Raw genomic sequence first — 18243 nt, forward strand, 5'->3', positions numbered from 1 at the left:
ACGCCTTCGCGCACGCTATCGCTCTCGCTCACACCGCTGTGTCCAGCGACTCCCGGATCCGGGCCGCGGCCGTCCGCAGGTGGTGCAGGGCGAACCGGGCGGTCGACGTGGGGATTCGGCCGACGGGTACGGTCACCCCGACCGTCTGGCCGACCATCTCCAGCGCGGTGGGCAGGAGCGCCAGCTGGTCGTCCTGCTGTGCGACGAGCTGGGGCAGCGCCGCCACCATGTGGGTCTCGCGCAGCAAGGTGCGCAGGGTCAGGATCGACGTGCACTCCACCCTGTTCTCGGGCAGCGACAGCCCTCGCCGCCAGAAGGCGTCCTCCAGTTCCTGACGCAACGCCGTCTGCGTCACCGGCACCACCCATGGGTAGTCCAGCAGGTCCTCCAGAGCCGGTGTGCCGTGGCACAGCACCGGGTGGCCGACGCCGGTGACCAGCCGGATCGGTTCCTGGTAGAGCGTGTACTGCCGCAGCCGGGACTCCTCCGTCGGCACCAGCCTGCCCAGGGTGAAGTCCAGCCGCCCGGCCAGCAGGTCCTGGGTCAGCAGGTCGGGCGTGGCCTCCCGTACGACCACCGTCAGGCGGGGGCGCTCCGCCTTGAGCGCGGCGATGGCCCGGGGGAGCAGCACATTGGCCCCGGCCAGGTGCGTGCCGATGGTGACCGTGCCCGCCGTACCGGCGGACAGTTCGGTCATGTGCCGACCGGCTTGGCGCAGCTCGGCGACCACGGTCCGCGCGTGGTCGAGGAACGCGCGTCCGTGTGGCGTCGGCGTCATGCCGCGCGGGCCCCGTTCGAAGAGCTCCACCCCCAGCAGCGACTCCAGCTCGCGCAGACCGCGGGTGAGCACAGGCTGCGTCACGTGCAGCTGCTCCGCGGCGCGCAGCAGGCTCCCCTGGTCGTCGATCGCGGTGAGCATGACGAGGTGGCGCAGCTTCAGCCTCCCCTTGAGCAGGTCGTCGGGCCGCATATGTGTCTTCCTCGCCCTCGTCACCAGCAGCTATGTCGGTCGGACATACCTCCGAACCGAATAGGCATTATCCAGGCATGCCGTGCTCCCGCAATGCTCTGTTCACCGGAAGGCGCAGCCGACGGCGAACGCTTGGAGGTCATCGGCACATGAACGACGTACAGCCCGCACCCCGGCAGGGGCAGGGGCCCGCGCACTATGTCGGCGGACGGTTCGACGACTCGGGAGCCCGCTTCCCGCTCGTGTCACCGGCCGACGGAACAGTGATCGGCTCCGTCCCGGAGGCCGATTCCCTCACGGTCGACCGCGCTGTCCGCGCGGCACGTGAGGCTCTCGCCGGCCCGTGGGGCGAGGCCACGGCCGAGGAGCGGTGCGCCGTGCTGCGTCGTATCGCCGACGGCATGGAGGCTCGTTTCGAGGAGTTCGTCGCCGCCGAGGTCGCCGACACCGGCAAGCCCGCCTCACTCGCCCGCGCCGTCGACATCCCCCGCGGCATCGCCAACTTCCGCGCCTACGCCGACCTGGCCTGGGGCCGCCCCGAGCAGTCGTTCGCCACGCCGACCCCGGACGGCGCGGGCGCCCTGAACTACACGGTGCGCCGCCCCCTCGGCGTGGTCGCCGTGGTCTCGCCGTGGAACCTTCCGCTGCTGCTGCTGACCTGGAAGGTCGCCCCCGCGCTCGCGGCGGGCAACGCGGTCGTCGCCAAGCCCTCCGAACTCACCCCCTCCACCGCCACCCTGCTGGCCGAGGTCATGGATGAGACCGGCGTCCCCGCGGGCGCCTTCAACCTGGTCCACGGCTTCGGCGAGAACAGCGCGGGCGCCTTCCTGACCGCCCACCCCGACGTGGACGCGGTCGCCTTCACCGGCGAGTCCGCCACCGGTACCGCCATCATGCGGGCCACCGCCGAACACCTCGCCCCCGTCTCCTTCGAACTCGGAGGAAAGAACGCCGGTATCGTCTTCGCCGACGCGGACTTCGAGGCCGCCGTCGAGGGGACGGTCCGCTCGTCCTTCACCAACGCCGGCCAGGTCTGCCTGTGTACTGAGCGGGTCTACGTCGAACGCGGCATCTACGACGACTTCGTCCAGGCGGTCGCCGAGCGTACCCGCGAGCTGCGCCTGGGCCTGCCCTGGGAGGACGACACCCAGATGGGCCCGCTGGTCTCCGCGCTCCACCGGGACAAGGTCCTCGGCTACTACCGCCTCGCCAAGGAGGAGGGCGCGAAGATCCACACCGGCGGCGGCGTGCCGGCCTTCGGCGACGAACGCGACGGCGGCTTCTTCGTGGAGCCCACCGTGCTCACCGGCCTCGGCCAGGACGCTCGCGTCGTCCGCGAGGAGATCTTCGGCCCGGTCTGCCACATCGCGCCCTTCGACGACGAGGCCGAGGCCGTACGCCTGGCCAACGACAGCCCCTACGGGCTCGCCGCCACCGTGTGGACGACCTCGCTCTCCCGCGCCCACCGCGTAGCGCCCCGGCTGCACTCCGGAGTCGTCTGGGTGAACTGCTGGAACCTGCGTGACCTCAGGACTCCCTTCGGCGGTGTCAAGGCGTCCGGCATCGGCCGCGAGGGCGGCGTGCACTCCCTCGACTTCTTCTCCGAGCCCGTGAATGTGTGTGTGAAGCTCTGATGACCGCCGAGAACACGGGCCCCATCGAGAACACGGGGCCCGCCGAGAACACGAGGACCGACGCCGTGCGGGCGGCGGCCGATCGCCTCGCCCGCGCCCATGCCGACGGCGTTCCCGTCGCACCGGTACGCGACCTCGTCGCCGACGTCGACGCCGCCTATCAGGTGCAGCAGACGCTGACTCGCCGCTGGCTCGGCGAGGGCCGCCGTCCGGTGGGACGCAAAATCGGCCTCACCTCCACCGCCGTACAACGCCAACTGGGCGTGGATTCACCGGACTTCGGGATGCTCTTCGCCGACATGGCGGCCCCCGACGGCGCCGAGATCCCGGCCGGCGCCGTGCTGCAGCCCAAGGCGGAGGCCGAGATCGCGCTCGTCCTCGGCTCCGACCTCACGCATGAGCGGCACACCGTCGCCGACCTGTTCCGCGCGATCGCCTACGTGGTCCCCGCCATCGAGGTCGTCGGCAGCCGCATCCGCGGCTGGGACATCACCCTCGCCGACACCGTCGCCGACAACGCCTCCTGCGGCATGTACGTCCTCGGCGCCACGCCCACTCCGCTGGAACGCGCCGGTGACCTGCGCACCGCCGGAATGACCATGGAACGCCGGGGTGACCAGGTCTCCACCGGCACCGGTGCGGCCTGCCTCGGACACCCCCTGAACGCCGCCCTCTGGCTCGCCGACACCCTGGTGCGCCTCGGGCACCCCCTGCTCGCGGGCGACACCGTGCTGACCGGCGCGCTCGGCCCGATGGTGCCGGTCACCGCCGGGGACGTGCTGGAAGCCCATATCGAGGGGCTCGGCAGCGTACGCGCCGCCTTCGCCCGGGAGGAGAGCCGATGAGCACCGTGACACCGGACGTGGCCGCCCTGGCGCGCACCCTTGACGACGCGGCCCTGCGGGCGCGTGCCGTCCCCCGCCTGACCGACACGGCCGACCTCGACGTCGAGGCCGGGTACGCCGTGCAGCGCGCCCTGGTCGAGCGGCGGCTGGCCCGCGGCGAGCGGCTGGCCGGCATCAAGCTCGGTTTCACCAGCAAGGCCAAGATGCGCCAGATGCGGGTGGACGATCTGATCTGGGGCCGGCTCACCGACGCCATGCGCTTCACCGACGGTGCCACCGTCCGTCTGGACCGGTTCGTCCACCCGCGCATCGAGCCGGAGCTCGCCTTCCTGCTCGGCGCGCCGCTCACCGGCGACATCTCCAGCGAGGAGGCGGCCGCCGCCGTGACGGCCGTGGCGCCCGCGTACGAGATCATCGACTCCCGCTACGAGGGGTTCCGCTTCTCCCTGCCGGACGTCGTCGCGGACAACTCCTCCTCCTCGGGCTTCGGCATCGGCCCCTGGCGCGATGTGCGCTCCTTCGACCTCGTGACCGGGCTCGCCAATCTCGGCATGACCCTCGAGGTCGACGGGCGCGCCGTCGAGACCGGCAGTTCCGCCGCCATCCTCGGCCACCCGCTGCGCTCGATCACCGCTGCCGCCCGACTCGCCGCGGACGCCGGCCTCGTACTGGAGAAGGGCTGGGTTGTGCTCGCCGGGGCCGCCACCGCCGCCGTGCCCCTGGAAGCAGGCCGTCATGTGAGGGTCAACGCGGGGCGACTGGGATCTGCCGACGTCACCACCGAGGGGGAGCAGGGCCGATGAGCGAGCGGAACACCGTGTCCACCGGCGCCATCACCGTGAACGGCAAGGCCCGCCCCCGGGGACGCTTCCCGCATGTGCGCCGCGCCGGAGACTTCGTCTATGTCTCCGGGACGAGCTCACGCCGCCCGGACAACACCTTCGTCGGCGTCGAGGTCGACGAACTCGGCACCGCCCGACTGGACATCGCCGCCCAGACCCGCGCGGTCATCGAGAACATCGGCGACCTCCTCGAAGCCGTCGGCGGGAGCCTCGCCGACGTGGTCAACGTGACCACGTACCTCGTCAATATGAACGACTTCGGCGGCTACAACGAGGTCTACGGCGAGTTCTTCGACGAGAACGGCCCCACCCGCACCACCGTGGCCGTCCACCAGCTTCCCCACCCCCACCTCCTCATCGAGATCTCCTGTGTGGCGCACCTGCCCCGCACCCGCACGGAAGGCTGACACATGGTCTCCAAGAGCGTCCGCAAGCCGTTCAACCTCCAGCAGTGGATCGACGATCACCAGGACCTCCTCAAGCCACCCGTCGGCAACGTCCAGATCTGGGAGGACGCCGACCTGATGGTCACCATCGTCGGCGGTCCCAACCAGCGCACCGACTTCCACGACGACCCGATCGAGGAGTTCTTCTACCAGCTCAAGGGCAACATGGTGCTGCGGGTGATGGAGGAGGAAGGCAAGCCCCCCGTCGATGTGCGGATCCGTGAGGGCGACGTCTTCCTGCTCCCCGCACACGTGCGGCACTCCCCGCAGCGTCCCGAGCCGGGCAGCATCGGCCTCGTCGTCGAGCAGACCCGCCCCGAGGGCGCGCTGGACGGCTCCGAGTGGTACTGCACCGAATGCCACCACCTGGTACACCGCTCCGAGATCGCGCTGGCCTCCATCGTCGAGGACCTGCCGCCGCTGTTCGACGCGTTCTACGCCGACGAGAAGCTCCGTACCTGCGGGCACTGCGGGGCCCTGCACCCCGGCAAGGAATGGCCCGAGCACATGCGTCCCGTGCCGCGCGCCCCAGAGCGGTGACCACCACCCCCACTTTTTATTGAGACTGAACGGAGCACCAGTGACGGTCGTCGATGTCCATGCGCATGTCTTCCCGCGCATCTCCCGCACCGAGTCCCGCATCCTGGACGCCGAGAACGGCCCCTGGCTGCGCGAGGACGAGGGCGGGGCCGGGATGATGATGAGCGGGACCACCGAGTACCGCCCGGTCGGCGTCGAACTGTGGGACGCCGCGACGCGGATCGAGCAGATGGACCGCCAGGGCGTCGACATCCAGGTGGTGTCCTCGACGCCGCTGATGTTCGGCTACGGCGCCGATGTGTGCCGGGCCGCCGTATGGTGCGAACTCGTCAACGACCGTATTCTCGACCTCTGTTCCCACGCCCCCGACCGGCTCGTGCCGCTGTGCCAGGTGCCGTTGCAGAACACCGAGGCGGCCTGCGAGGAGGTCACCCGGGCGATGGCCAAGGGCCACGCGGGCGTGCACATCGGCAACCACATCGGCGACCGGAATCTCGACGACGGCGCGCTCCGCGAATTCCTCGCGCACTGCGCCCGCGAAAACGCCGCGGTCTTCGTCCACCCCTGGGACATGCTCGCCCCGGAGCGGATGCCGAAGTACATGCTGCCCTGGCTGGTGGGCATGGCAGCGGAGACCCAGCTCAGCATCCTCGGACTGATCCTCTCCGGCGCCTTCGAGGAACTGCCGCGGAACCTCCGGCTCTGCTTCGCCCATGGCGGCGGCAGCTTCCCGTACCTGCTCGGCCGGGCCGACAACGCCTGGCGCCGGCGGGACATCGTCCGCACGGACTCGCCCCAACCGCCGTCGGCCTACCTCGACCGGTTCTCCCTGGACTCGGCCGTCTTCGACCCCGGTGCCTTCAGGCTCCTGGTCGATGTGATGAGCCCCGAGCGGATCATGCTCGGCACCGACTACCCCTTCCCCCTCGGCGAGGAGGAGCACGGCGCCCTCGTGCGCGGCAGCGACCTGCCCCCCGCCGACCGTGACCTGATCCTCGGTCAGAACGCCCTGAAGTTCTTCCGTATCGGCAGTCCCCGCGACGGCATGACGGAGACGCGGGCATGAGCTGAGCCGAGGCCCGGTCCCGGGGTCCGAGTCGCAGTAAGCCCCCCACATCTCGCCGCATCCGCCCCACGGGCGGGTGCCCGTCCCCCGAGGTGAAGCCCGTATGACTCCGACCGACAGCAGAACTTCCGGTACCTCTCAGGCGAGACGTGTCGCCTGGGCCGCCTTCATCGGAAGCACCATTGAGTGGTACGACTTCTTTCTCTACGCCACCGCCGCGGCGCTCGTCTTCAACGTGCAGTTCTTCCCGACCGCGGACCCGGCCGTGGGCTCCATCGCCGCCTTCGGCACACTCGCCGCCGGCTTTGTCTCCCGGCCGCTCGGCGGTCTGGTCATGGGCCACTTCGGTGACCGCTATGGGCGCAAGAACACCCTGATCGCCTCTCTGCTGATCATGGGTCTGTGCACGGTCGCCGTCGGCCTGATACCCACCTACGCCGGCATCGGCGTGGCCGCCCCGATCCTGCTCACGCTGATGCGGGTGATCCAGGGCATCGGCCTCGGTGGCGAATGGGGCGGAGCGGTCGTGATGACCCTCGAGCACGCACCGGAGAACCGCCGCGGCCTCTACGGTGCGGCCCCGCAGATGGGCGTGCCCGCCGGCCTGATCGCCGCCAACCTCGCAGTGCTGGGGCTCACCCGCGGTCTGGGCGAGGACGCCTTCAACTCCTGGGGCTGGCGCATTCCCTTCCTGCTCAGCCTCCTTCTGATCGCCGTCGGCATGTACCTGCGGCTGCGTATCGAGGAGAGCCGCGCCTACAGCGAACGCGCCGAGCCCGCCGCGCGGAAGAAGCTCCCGGTCGCCGAAGTCCTTCAGGAACACTGGCGCTCGGTCCTGCGCGCCTGCTTCGTCGTCGTCGGCAACTCCAGCGTGGCGTACGTCTTCATGACCTATGTGCTGTCCTACGGCAAGCAGACCCTGCACATCGACGCGGTCTTCCTGCTGCTGAGCGTGATCGGCGGTGCCGTGATGTGGCTGGTCTCGGCCCCGTTCTGGGGACGGCTCGGCGACCGGTGGGGACTGCGCAGGCTGTTCCTGATCGGCGGGTTCATCCGGGTCGCGTGGGCGCTGGCGTTCCTGCCGGTCGTGGACACCGGGAACAAGCCGCTGATCTTCGTGTTCATGCTGTCGATGGGCCTGGTCCTGTCGATGACCCACGCCTCGGTGGGCGTGATGACGGCCCTCATGTTCCCGCTGAGGATCCGTTACACCGGTTCCTCCGCCGCCTACCAGATCGGCTCGTTGCTCGGCGGCGGCATCACCCCGCTCGTTGCCGCCTCCCTGATGAAGGCCACCGGTACCTCGATGAGCATCACCCTGTACCTCCTGGCCATCGGCCTGATCAGCCTCGCCGCCACCAAGGGGCTGTCCAGGGACGACGTCGGCGAGGGCGGCGGCGAGGGCGTCGGCGCCGCCGAGCGGAAACCGCAGCCGCAACGGGTCTGATGGCCGTCAGGGGCGCCGTACCCCGGTGGGCGACCACCGGGGTACGGCGGACGGAGCGGCCCCTGAGGCGGAAGAGCGGACGGAGCAGCTCCTGAGACAGCGGAAAGGACAATCATGGAGCTTGTCATTCTGGGCAGCGCCGGCGGCCCACAGCCGCATCCCGGCAAGGCCGCCCCGGCCACCGCGGTCGTCGTCGACGGCGACATCCACGTCATCGACTGCGGCAATGGTGTGGGACGGCAGATCGTCTCGGCCGGCCTGGAGCTGACCGGGCTGCGGTCGGTCCTCGTCACCCACCACCATGTCGACCACAACGCCGACCTCGGCGCCCTGGTCCACCTGGCGTGGACCGCGGCCCGGTGCGAGCCGGTCGACGTCTACGGGCCCGCCCCGCTGAAGTCGATGATCCAGCGGTACCTCGAGCTCAACGAGCCCGACATCAGCCACCGCGAGGGCCTCGGCCGGCCGGCCCTGGCCGGAGTCTTCCGGCCCCATGAGGTCTCCGGGCCCGGCACCGTCCACGAGGCCGACGGGGTACGGATCGGCGCCGCCGTCGCCACACATCCGCCGATGCCCTCGTTCTCCTACCGCGTCGACGCGCACGGACGCTCCGTGGTCGTCTCCGGCGACACCGCCCGCTGCGCCGAGGTGGTCGAACTCTCCCGGGGCGCCGACGTCCTCGTCCACGAGGCGTACTCCCCGGATCATCTCGCCGAGTTCATGGCAGGCTCCAACACCAGGATCGAGCGACTGCGACAGCACTTCGCGCAGGCCCACACCAGCGCCGAGGACGCGGGCCGGGTCGCCGCCGAGGCCGGAGTGCGCACCCTCGTCCTGTGGCACCTGATCCCGTGGCAGCTCTCCGACGAGGAGTACGCCGCCCAGGCCGCACGGACCTTCGACGGGGAGATCGTCGTGGCGCACGACCTCCAGCGCATTCCCGTCTGACTCAACGCCATCCTCCGCCGGGGGCGCCGGGGCACCGGGTCAGGTGGTGCGGCGGATGAGGAGGACGTGATCGGTGACCTCGGCGGTCCGCCCGTCGGGGCCGGTCGCGATCCGGCGTGGTGTGTCGGCCCGCTCGACCGTCCAGGTCTCCGGGGCCAGATCGATATCGGCGGCGACCTCCCGCGGGCTCGGGTACCGGGGTGGTGCTCATCAGGGCTCCTTGTGTCGGTAGGTGCTCAGTCTTGGCGGGCGCGCCACGACTTGGCATGAAATCTTGCGGCAATGGCAAGATGGCCCGATGGATCCCAAGACGGACGACGACGTGCTCGACGCGGTGGGGTCGCGGCTCCGTGCGCTGCGCCGTGACCGTGGCATCACCCTCGCCGACCTCGCGGCGACGACCGGCGTTTCGGAGAGCACCCTGTCCCGGCTGGAGAGCGGGCAGCGCCGGCCGACCCTGGAACTGCTGCTCCCGCTGGCCCGTATCTATGACGTTCCGCTGGACGACCTCGTCGGTGCCCCGCGCACCGGCGACCCCCGGATCCACCTCAAGCCGATCAGGCGGTTCGGCATGACATTCGTGCCGCTGTCCCGGCGACCGGGCGGTGTCCACGCGTTCAAGATGATCATCCCCGCCGAGCCGGAACCACTCGAACCGACCCCGCAGACCCACGAAGGCTTCGAATGGCTCTATGTGCTCAGCGGACGCCTGCGACTCGTGATCGGCGAGCGCGACCTGACGCTGCCGCCCGGTGAGGCGGCCGAGTTCGACACGTCCCTGCCGCACTGGCTGGGCAGCGCCGACGGCGGCGTGGTGGAGCTGCTCATCCTGTTCGGCCTGCAAGGGATACGCGCGCATGTACGCGCCGACCCTCATCGGCCGCCCCAGGCCGAGCGCCGACGGTGAACCCGGCGCGACGGCACCGCGGTCTTCGCCCGACCTCCTCGGCCGGATCGGCCATCCCCGTCGGTGGGCAACCTGGCGGATCGTGCCCTCGTCCTCAATGACGGGTCGCCTCAAGGAGGTCATGCGGTGCGTACGCACGCCGACATCGTCAGACCGCTGCCGGAACTGCTCGGGGAGCATGCCCGCCGGCTCGGGGACAAGGTCTGTTTCCAGGACCGGTTCAGGAGCCTGACCTACCGGGAGCTGGAGCGGAGGACCGCACGGCTGGCCGGTCATCTGGCTGGACTCGGGCTGGCGCGCGGTGACCGGGTGGCCGTACTGCTCGGCAACCGTGTCGAGACGCTCGAGAGCCTGCTCGCCATCACCCGGGCGAGCGGCGTGGGCGTGCCTCTGGACCCCGGGAGTTCGGAGCAGGAGCTGGCCCGTCTGCTGGACCACAGCGGGGCACGGGTGCTCATCACCGACGGCGCCTGCCTGACGCGGCGGCGAACGCTGTCGTTCCGCCCCGGGCTGACCGTGGTGGTGGCCGAGGGCGGCGACGAGGACGGGGCCGAGAGCTCGCCTTCGGCCGCGGGCGGTGTTCCGCGGTACGAGGAGTTGGCGGGTACGGAGCCGCGGACGCCGGCCCGGGACGATCTCGCACTGGACGAAGTGGCCTGGCTGCTCTACACCTCGGGCTCCTCCGGCGCGCCCAAGGGCGTCCTGTCCACCCAGCGCAACCGCCTCTCGCCGGTCGCGACGGGCTACGTCGGGGTCCTGGGCCTGTCCGAACGGGACCGGGTGCTGTGGCCGTTGCCCCTCCATCACGCGATGAGCCAGGTGGTGTGCCTCCTCGGGGTGACCGCGGTGGGCGCGAGCGCGATGCTGCTGCCCCGGTTCTCGGTGGCGGGTGTGCTCGGCGAACTGCGGCGTGGGGACGGCTCGTTCACCTTGCTCGGCGGGGTCCCGACCACGTATTCGGCGCTGCTCGACGCGGTCCGGGGCGAGGAGGGCGGCGAGGAGGGCGGCAAGGACGGCGGCATGGACGGCGCGGGTCTCGGCGCCCCCGGGCTGCGGGGTTGCGTCAGCGGTGGTGCCGCGGCGGGGCCCGGGTTCCGCGAGTCCTTCGAGGCGGTCTGCCGGGTCCCCTATCTGGAGCACTACGGCAGCACGGAGGCGGGCCCGGTCACCATGGCGGCGCCGGGCGAGGCGACGGCGTCCGGGGCGTGCGGCCGGGTACTGCCCGGCACCCGGGTCCGAGTCGGCGGGGGCCCCGACGGCCGGGACACGGGCGAGGGCGAGTTGTGGGTCAGCGGGCCCGGGGTCATGGCCGGTTACCACGGCAGGCCGGAAGCCACCGCGGAGGTGCTGCGCGACGGCTGGTTCCGCACGGGTGACCTGGTCAGGATCGATGCCTCCGGTGAACTGACGGTCACCGGCCGGGCGAGTGATCTGATCATCCGGGGCGGGGTGAACATCCATCCTTCGGAAGTGGAGGCGGTGCTGCGGCGGCTTCCAGGGGTGGCGGACGCCGCCGTGGCCGGACGCCCGCACCCCGTCTTCGGCGAGGTGCCGGTCGGCTATCTGGTCGCCGGGCCCGGTGGCGGCGTGCTGGACAGAGGGCGCGTCCTCGCCGCCTGCCGTGCGGAACTGTCCGGCTTCAAGGTGCCGGTCGAGCTGTTCGAGGTGGCCGACATTCCCCGTACCGTCTCCGGGAAGATCCTGCGGCGGGACCTCGCCGGCCTGCCCGCGCGGGCGCTGGCCGCGCAGGCCGCCGGGAGGCCGCCGGAGGACCTGCTGACCCTGGTGCGGAGCGAGGTGGCGGCCGTGCTCGGCGGTACGCCTCAGGCGGTGGAGCCGAGCACGGCACTGCGGGACCTGGGCATGGACTCCCTGATGGCGACGGTGCTGCGGGAGCGGTTGTCGGCGGTGACCGGCCTGCCGCTCTCCGAGGCCGTCGCCTTCGACTTTCCCACGGCCGCCGCGCTCGCCGCCCACCTCGGGGAACGGAACGCCGCCGGGCCGGCCGGTGCCGGGCCGGTGAACCGGGGCGCGGCCCGGTCGGACGACGATCCTGTGGTGATCGTGGGGATGGCGTGCCGCTATCCCGGAGACGTGACCTCTCCCGAGGAACTGTGGCGGCTGGTGGCCGACGGGAGGGACGCCATCGGTCCCTTCCCCACCGACCGGGGCTGGGACACCCGGGCGCTGTACGACCCGGATCCCGGGCGGCCCGGACGGACGTATGTGCGCGAGGGCGGTTTCCTCTCCGGTGCGGACCGCTTCGACCCCGGCTTCTTCGGCATCTCTCCCCGCGAGGCGCTGGCCATGGACCCGCAGCACCGGCTGCTGCTCGAAGTGGCGTGGGAGGCCTTCGAGTACGCCGGTCTCGTCCCCGCCACCCTGCGTGGGTCGGCGACCGGGGTGTACGTCGGGCTGATGTACAGCGACTACGCCCGCCGCCTGACCGGGACGCCCGAGCATGTCGAGGGGTACCTCGGCCTCGGCAACGCCGGAAGCGTCGCCTCGGGCCGGATCGCCTACACCTTCGGCCTCGAAGGACCGGCCCTCACCGTGGACACGGCGTGTTCCTCGTCCCTGGTGGCCCTGCACCTGGCGGCCCAGGCGCTGCGCCGGGGTGAGTGTGGCTTCGCGTTGGCCGGCGGCGCCACGGTGATGTCGGGGCCCTCGTCGTTCGTGGAGTTCAGCCGCCAGCGGGCGCTGGCACCCGACGGCCGCTGCAAGGCGTTCGGCGCGTCCGCCGATGGCACGGGGTGGGCCGAGGGCGCCGGAATGCTGCTGCTGAGCCGGTTGTCCGAGGCGCGCCGCGCCGGACTTCCGGTCCTGGCCGTGGTGCGCGGCTCGGCGGTGAACCAGGACGGGGCGAGCAACGGGCTGACCGCACCGCACGGACCGGCGCAGCAGCGGGTGATCCGGCAGGCGCTCACGGACGCGGGGCTGAGTCCCGGGGACATCGACGCGGTGGAGGCGCACGGCACCGGCACCCGGCTGGGGGACGTCATCGAGGCGGAGGCCTTCTTCGCGACGTACGGGCGCCACGCGCGGCAGCGCCCCCTCCGGCTGGGCTCGGTGAAGTCGAACATCGGTCACACCCAGGCCGCCGCCGGAGTGGCCGGCGTGATCAAAATGGTGCAGGCGATGCGGCACGGCGTGCTGCCGCGCACGCTGCACGCCGACGAGCCGACCCCGCGTGTCGACTGGTCGCCGGGGCGGATCGCACTGCTGACCCGGGCGGTGGAGTGGCCCGCGACGAACCGTCGGCGCCGGGTGGGGGTGTCCTCCTTCGGCATCAGCGGCACCAACGCCCATGTGGTGCTCGAAGAGCCGCCGGGCGACGGGGAGGCCGCACCGCCCGCCGCACCGCCCGTCGCACCGCCCGCCGTGGCGGACGCCGTGGCGGACGGCGGGGCCGCGGGTGGCAGCGCCGGGCCCGGGGCGGTGCGGGAAGGCGCGACACGTCCCGGACGGGCCGCGGTGGCCTTTCCGGTGTCGGCCAGGAGTGCGCCGGGGCTGCGGGCCCAGGCACGACAGCTGTACGACCATGTGGTCGCCGCCCCCGAGGCGTCCCTGGTGGACCTCGGGTACTCGCTCGCCACCACGCGTGCGGCCTTCGAGCACCGGGCCGTGGTGGTGGCCCGGGACCGTGCCGGACTGCTCGGCTCCCTGCGGGCCGTGGCGGAGGACGACGGCGGTCCCGGACCGCACACGGGCACCTCCCGCCACCACGGCCCGCCGGCCCTGCTGTTCACCGGCCAGGGCAGCCAGCGCGCCGGTATGGGCCGCGAACTGTACGAGTCGCGGGATCTGCATCCGGCCTTCGCCCGTTCGCTGGACGAGTGCTGTGCCCTGCTCGACCCGCTGCTGCCGGTGCCCCTGCGGGACGTCATGTTCGCCGGGCCCGGTACGGAGACGGGCGAGCTGCTGCGGACGACCCGGTTCGCACAGCCGGCGCTCTTCGCCCTGGAGATGGCCCTGTTCCGGCAGTTCGAGGCCTGGGGGGTACGCCCCGGCCCGGTGGCCGGGCACTCGGTGGGGGAGGTGACGGCGGCCCATGTCGCCGGGGTGTTGTCCCTCGCGGACGCGTGCACACTGGTGGCGGCCCGGGGCCGGCTGATGGACACGCTGCCCGCGGGCGGCGCGATGGCGGCCGTGGCCGCCGGCGAGGACGAGGTGGCCGCCCACCTCGCCGAGACCGGGTGCGCGGTGGAGATCGCCGCGGTCAACGGGCCCGCCTCGGTGGTCGTCTCCGGCGACGAGGCCGCGGTGCGGGAGGCCGCCGGGTACTTCCGGGAGCGGGGCCGTTCGGTGACGCCGCTGCGGGTCGGCCATGCCTTCCACTCCGCTCGGATGGAGCCCATGCTGGCCGACTTCGCGGACGTGGTCCGGCGGCTGTCCTTCGCCGCGCCGCGGCTGCCGCTGCTCACCGCCGTGGCGGGCCGGGCGGCCACCGACGAGGAGCTGTGCACACCGGAGTTCTGGGTGGACCAGGTCCGCCGTCCGGTCCGCTTCGCCGATTCGGTGGCGCACCTGGGCGAGCGGGGCGCGGCACACTACGTCGAACTGGGGCCGGACGGGGTGCTCACCGGCCTGGTACGGGATTGCCTCGCCGCGTCCGGACGGGCCCTGGCCGACCCGGACGCGGCCCCGGCCGACCCGGACCCGGACGCGGGCGAGGCGGGCGGCGGCGAGCGGGGCCCGGCACCGCTGGTCCTGCCGACCCTGCGCGGGACGCGGCCGGAAGCGGACGCCCTGCTCGACACGCTGGCCGCGCTGCACGCCCATGGCGTGCCCGTCGACTGGCGGGCCGTCTTCGCCGGGCGCGGCGGGCGGCGTGTCGCACTGCCCACGTACGCCTTCCAGCGCCGCCGGTACTGGCTGGAGACCGCCCCGGGGCATCCGCCCGTGTCCCCGGCGGCCGGGCCCGCCCATCCGTTCCTGCGGTCGTACACCCGCACGGCCGACGACGACGGGTCGCTGCTGACCGCGGTGCTCTCGGTGCCCGACCAGCCGTGGCTCGCCGATCATGTGGTGGCCGGGGAGATCTTGCTGCCGGGGACCGCCTTCGTCGACATGGCCCTGCACGCCGGTGAGTTGGCGGGCGCGGCCGTCCTGGACGAACTCGTCCTGACCGCGCCGCTGCCGTTGCCCTCGGACGGTGCCGTCGCCTTGCAGGTGAAGGTGGCGGGGGCGGACGACGCGGGACGGCGGGCCGTGTTCTTCCACTCCCGGCCGCACACCGAGGCGGGTGATGAGCCCTGGCTCCGGAACGCCGTCGGCACCCTTTCGCCGGCGCGGCCGCCCGCGGACCCCGCGGACCGGGAAGCGGCCGCCGCCGGGACCGGCGGCGTGCACCGGCCGCACGCGTCCTGGCCGCCGGCGGAGGCGGTGCCCCTGCACGCGCCCCCGCGTGCCGACGGCCCGGGGACCGGACCGTACGAGCGACTGGCCGCCGACGGGCTGCGTTACGGTCCCGCCTTCCGTGGCATGCGCGCCGCCTGGCGGCACGGGGAGGAGTTGTACGCCGACGTCGCGCTGCCCGAAGCGGCCCGGGCGCCGCGCCCGGAGGCGGACGGCCCGCAGTTCGTCCTGCATCCCGCACTGCTCGACGCGGCGCTGCACGCCCTGGCCCTGGACGGCCTCGTCAGAGACGGTTCAGGGGCGGTCGGTCCGGCGGCCGGCGGGTTGTCCCTGCCGTTCGCCTTCGGCGGGGTGCGCGTGCACACCACCGGCGTACGGCGCGTGCGGGTACGGGTGGCCCCCGGGCCCGACGGGCAGACCGGAGTGGAGCTGACCGACGAGACGGGCGCACCGGTGGCGACGGTCCGTTCGCTGACGCTCCGGCCCCTGCCGCGTACCGGCTCCGCGACGGCGGACGCGGTCACCGGTGCTCTCCCCGGAGCGGTCACCGGTGCTCTCCACCGGATGGACTGGGTGCCGCTGAGCGAGCCGCCCGCACCCGTGGCGACGCCCCGCTGGGGGGTTCTGGGCACGGCGGGCACACGGCTGGTCGACGCCCTCGCGCCCCCGGGTTCCGGTGTCCCGGTGTACCGGGGCCCGGCGGTGTGCGACGCGTCGTCGGCCGTCGTCGTGGCACCGTGCCCACCGCCTGACACGACCGGCGGCGCGCAGGACCAGGCCGCCGGGTTGCTGCGGGTGGCGGACCGGGCGCTGCGGCTCGTGCGGGAGTGGCTCGCCGAACCGCACCTGTCCCGCTCCCGTCTCGTCCTCGTGACGTCCGGTGCCGACACTTCGGCCGACGACGTTCCAGCCGACGGCGGTTTCCCCACGGACGGTGCCGCCGGCCGCGGGAGTGACGCCCAGTCCGGCGGGACAGCGTCCGTACCGTCGCACACACCGGTGTGGGGACTGGTCCGCTCGGCCCTGCGCGAGCACCCGGGCCGCTTCGCCCTGATCGACGTGGACGAACACCCCGACTCCTGGCGTGCCCTGCCCGCCCTGCTGGCCGCCTCGGTACCGGAGGCAGCCGTACGCCGGGGGACGGTGTACGTGCCGAAGCTGGTGCCACTGGCCGAGGCGGCACCGGAGCCGCGCAAGCGACGGCCGCTCGACCCGCGGGGCACAGTCCTGGTCACCGGCGGCACCGGTTCCCTGGGCGCGCTGGTGGCGCGGCACCTGGTCACCGCCCACGGCGTCCGCCATCTGCTGCTCGCCGGCCGGCGCGGGCCGGACGCTCCGGGGGCCCGGGAACTCGTCGCGGAGCTGCGTGAGGCGGGCGCCCAGGTGACCCTTCACGCCTGTGACGTCGCGGACCGGACCGCGCTCGCCACCCTGCTCGACACGGTACCGGCCGCCCACCCGCTGACCGGCGTCGTGCACACCGCGGGGGTGCTGGACGACGGCGTCGTCACGGCGCTCACCACCGACCGTCTGAGGCGGGTGCTGCGCCCCAAAGCGGACGCCGCTCTCGCGCTGCACGAACTGACCCGCGGTCACGACTTGGCCGTGTTCGCGCTGTTCTCCTCGGTGGCGGGTACCTTCGGCTCCGCCGGCCAGGCCAACTACGCCGCGGCCAACTGCGTGCTGGACGCCTTGGCACGACACCGCTCCCGGCTCGGACTGCCCGGTACGTCGATCGTCTGGGGCCCCTGGCGGCAGGACGACGGCATGATGGCGCACCTCGGCGACGCGGACCGGCAGCGGATGGCCCGTTCCGGGTTCGGCCCGCTCGGACCGGAAGAGGGTCTGGCCCTCTTCGACGCCGCCGTGGCCGGTGACGAACCCGTGGTGGTGGCGGCCCGCCTCGCCCCGGCCGCTCTCCACGGCGGCGAACCGGCGGCGAACCGGCTCCGAACCCCCGCCGCCGACGCGCGCGACAGGGGCGGGGACCGACGCGGCCGGGCGTTGGCGGCCGCTTCCCCCGGCGAGCGGGGCGGGGTGCTGCTCACGAAGGTCCGGACCCTGGCGGCCCGCGTCCTGGGCCACGCGGAGGAGGTGAGCGAGATCGACGCGGACGTCCTGCTGGCGGACCTGGGGCTGGACTCCCTGGCCGCGGTCGATCTGCGCAATGAGCTCGCGGCGTGGACGGGGCTGACGCTGCCGTCCACGCTGCTGTTCGACTTTCCGACGCCGCGCGCGCTCGCCACCGAGCTGACGCGGCGGTATGCCGCCGGGGCACCTCCCGCGGGCGCCACGTCCGACGGCCCGGCACGGCCCGAGGCCGTCGGCCCTCCGGACTCCCCGGAGGGCGGTCCGGAGGCGGGCACTTCACCGGACTGGCCGCGGGCCGCCGACGCACCGCACGCCGGGGGAGCCCCGGACTCCCTGGGCGCGCTCTTCCGTGCCGCATGTTCCCGGGGACAGAGCTGGGACGGCATGGCGCTCCTCACCATCGCCGCGCGCCTGCGCCCGGTCTTCGACGGGACCGGGGCGCCCGGGGCGGCGCACGAACCCGTCATGCTCGCGGTGGGCGGCACGGGGGCCCGGCTGGTCTGCTCCCCAGCGCTCAGCGCGGTGTCCGGACCGCAGGAGTACGCGCGCCTCGGTGCCGGGCTGCGCGGGCTGCGGCCGGTTTCCGCGGTGCGGCACCCGGGGTTCGAGCCCGGAGAGGCTCTGCCCGCCACCCTGGACGCGCTCGTCGCCGCCCAGGCCATCGCCGTCCGCGCGGCCGCGGCCGAAGGCCCTCTGGTACTGCTGGGGCGGTCGGCCGGTGGCTGGGTGGCCCATGCCGTGGCCGAGCGTCTGGAGTCCGAGGGCGCGGCCCCGGCGGCCGTCGTCCTGGTGGACACCTATCCCCCCGGCCACGGCGACCGGGGGCAGGCGCTCTCCGCGATGACGTCGGACATGCTGCGCCGGGCGGCGGAATTCGCCTCTGCCAGCCCCGACCGGCTCACCGCCATGGCCGGATACTTCGAGCTCTTCAGCGGCTGGAAACCCGGGCCGCTCGCCTGTCCCACCCTGTACGTACGAGCCCGGGACCCACTGCCCGGCGCCGAACCCGCCCCGGACTGGAGCCTGCCGCACGCCGAGGTCACCGTGGACGGGGACCACTTCACCATGCTGGAGGAACACGCCCGCACCACCGCACTCGCCATCCACCAGTGGCTGGCCGCCGGCCCGGTCTGAGGACGTCCTGGGGGA

11 protein-coding genes and 1 pseudogene are annotated in these 18243 nt (G+C 73.0%); 10 read left to right on the top strand and 2 right to left on the bottom strand.

Annotation, left to right across the window (positions count from 1 at the left end; all coding sequences use genetic code 11):
* Positions 1-28 precede the first annotated feature (28 nt).
* Complete coding sequence (locus tag JK364_RS10580) at positions 29-970, bottom strand: LysR substrate-binding domain-containing protein (protein WP_201849984.1); 942 nt, start codon at positions 968-970, stop codon at positions 29-31.
* 149 nt (positions 971-1119) lie between these two features.
* Between JK364_RS10580 and JK364_RS10585 the strand changes: the two genes are divergently transcribed.
* From JK364_RS10585 to JK364_RS10620, 8 genes are all read left to right on the top strand, one after another.
* Complete coding sequence (locus tag JK364_RS10585) at positions 1120-2604, top strand: 2-hydroxymuconic semialdehyde dehydrogenase (protein WP_201849986.1); 1485 nt, start codon at positions 1120-1122, stop codon at positions 2602-2604.
* Positions 2604-3449 (top strand): 2-keto-4-pentenoate hydratase, encoded by an 846-nt coding sequence (locus tag JK364_RS10590; RefSeq protein WP_201849993.1) that lies wholly within the window; start codon positions 2604-2606, stop codon positions 3447-3449. Before JK364_RS10585 ends, JK364_RS10590 begins: the two co-directional genes overlap by 1 nt.
* On the top strand, positions 3446-4252 hold the full coding sequence (locus tag JK364_RS10595) for a 2-keto-4-pentenoate hydratase (protein ID WP_201850002.1): 807 nt from the start codon (positions 3446-3448) through the stop codon (positions 4250-4252). Before JK364_RS10590 ends, JK364_RS10595 begins: the two co-directional genes overlap by 4 nt.
* Positions 4249-4698: a RidA family protein gene (locus JK364_RS10600; RefSeq protein ID WP_201850004.1), complete on the top strand. Its 450-nt coding sequence runs from the start codon at positions 4249-4251 to the stop codon at positions 4696-4698. The genes JK364_RS10595 and JK364_RS10600 overlap by 4 nt, the downstream gene beginning before the upstream one ends.
* 3 nt (positions 4699-4701) lie before the next feature.
* Complete coding sequence (locus tag JK364_RS10605; protein WP_201850006.1) at positions 4702-5277, top strand: 3-hydroxyanthranilate 3,4-dioxygenase; 576 nt, start codon at positions 4702-4704, stop codon at positions 5275-5277.
* 40 nt (positions 5278-5317) lie between these two features.
* A complete protein-coding gene (locus JK364_RS10610; RefSeq protein ID WP_201850008.1) occupies positions 5318-6343 on the top strand; it encodes an amidohydrolase family protein in 1026 nt (341 codons plus the stop codon).
* 103 nt (positions 6344-6446) lie between these two features.
* Positions 6447-7790, top strand: coding sequence for an MFS transporter (locus JK364_RS10615; RefSeq protein ID WP_201850010.1), 1344 nt, complete (start codon positions 6447-6449; stop codon positions 7788-7790).
* Positions 7791-7904: 114 nt separating this feature from the next.
* Entirely contained in the window at positions 7905-8738 is an 834-nt protein-coding gene (locus tag JK364_RS10620) for an MBL fold metallo-hydrolase (protein ID WP_201850012.1), read from the top strand.
* A 39-nt stretch (positions 8739-8777) separates the two neighbouring features.
* On the opposite strand, the pseudogene JK364_RS55215 reads toward JK364_RS10620, so the two are convergent.
* Positions 8778-8936, bottom strand: a pseudogene (locus JK364_RS55215) (SAM-dependent methyltransferase); the annotation flags it as partial.
* Between the two features lie 100 nt (positions 8937-9036).
* Here JK364_RS55215 and JK364_RS10625 point away from each other — a divergent pair.
* On the top strand, positions 9037-9645 hold the full coding sequence (locus tag JK364_RS10625) for a helix-turn-helix domain-containing protein (RefSeq protein ID WP_201850014.1): 609 nt from the start codon (positions 9037-9039) through the stop codon (positions 9643-9645).
* 126 nt (positions 9646-9771) lie between these two features.
* On the top strand, positions 9772-18228 hold the full coding sequence (locus tag JK364_RS10630; protein WP_201850016.1) for a type I polyketide synthase: 8457 nt from the start codon (positions 9772-9774) through the stop codon (positions 18226-18228).
* The last annotated feature ends 15 nt before the right edge of the window (positions 18229-18243 follow it).

Source organism: Streptomyces endocoffeicus, from assembly GCF_016741935.1.
In the GTDB taxonomy this organism is placed as follows: domain Bacteria; phylum Actinomycetota; class Actinomycetes; order Streptomycetales; family Streptomycetaceae; genus Streptomyces; species Streptomyces endocoffeicus.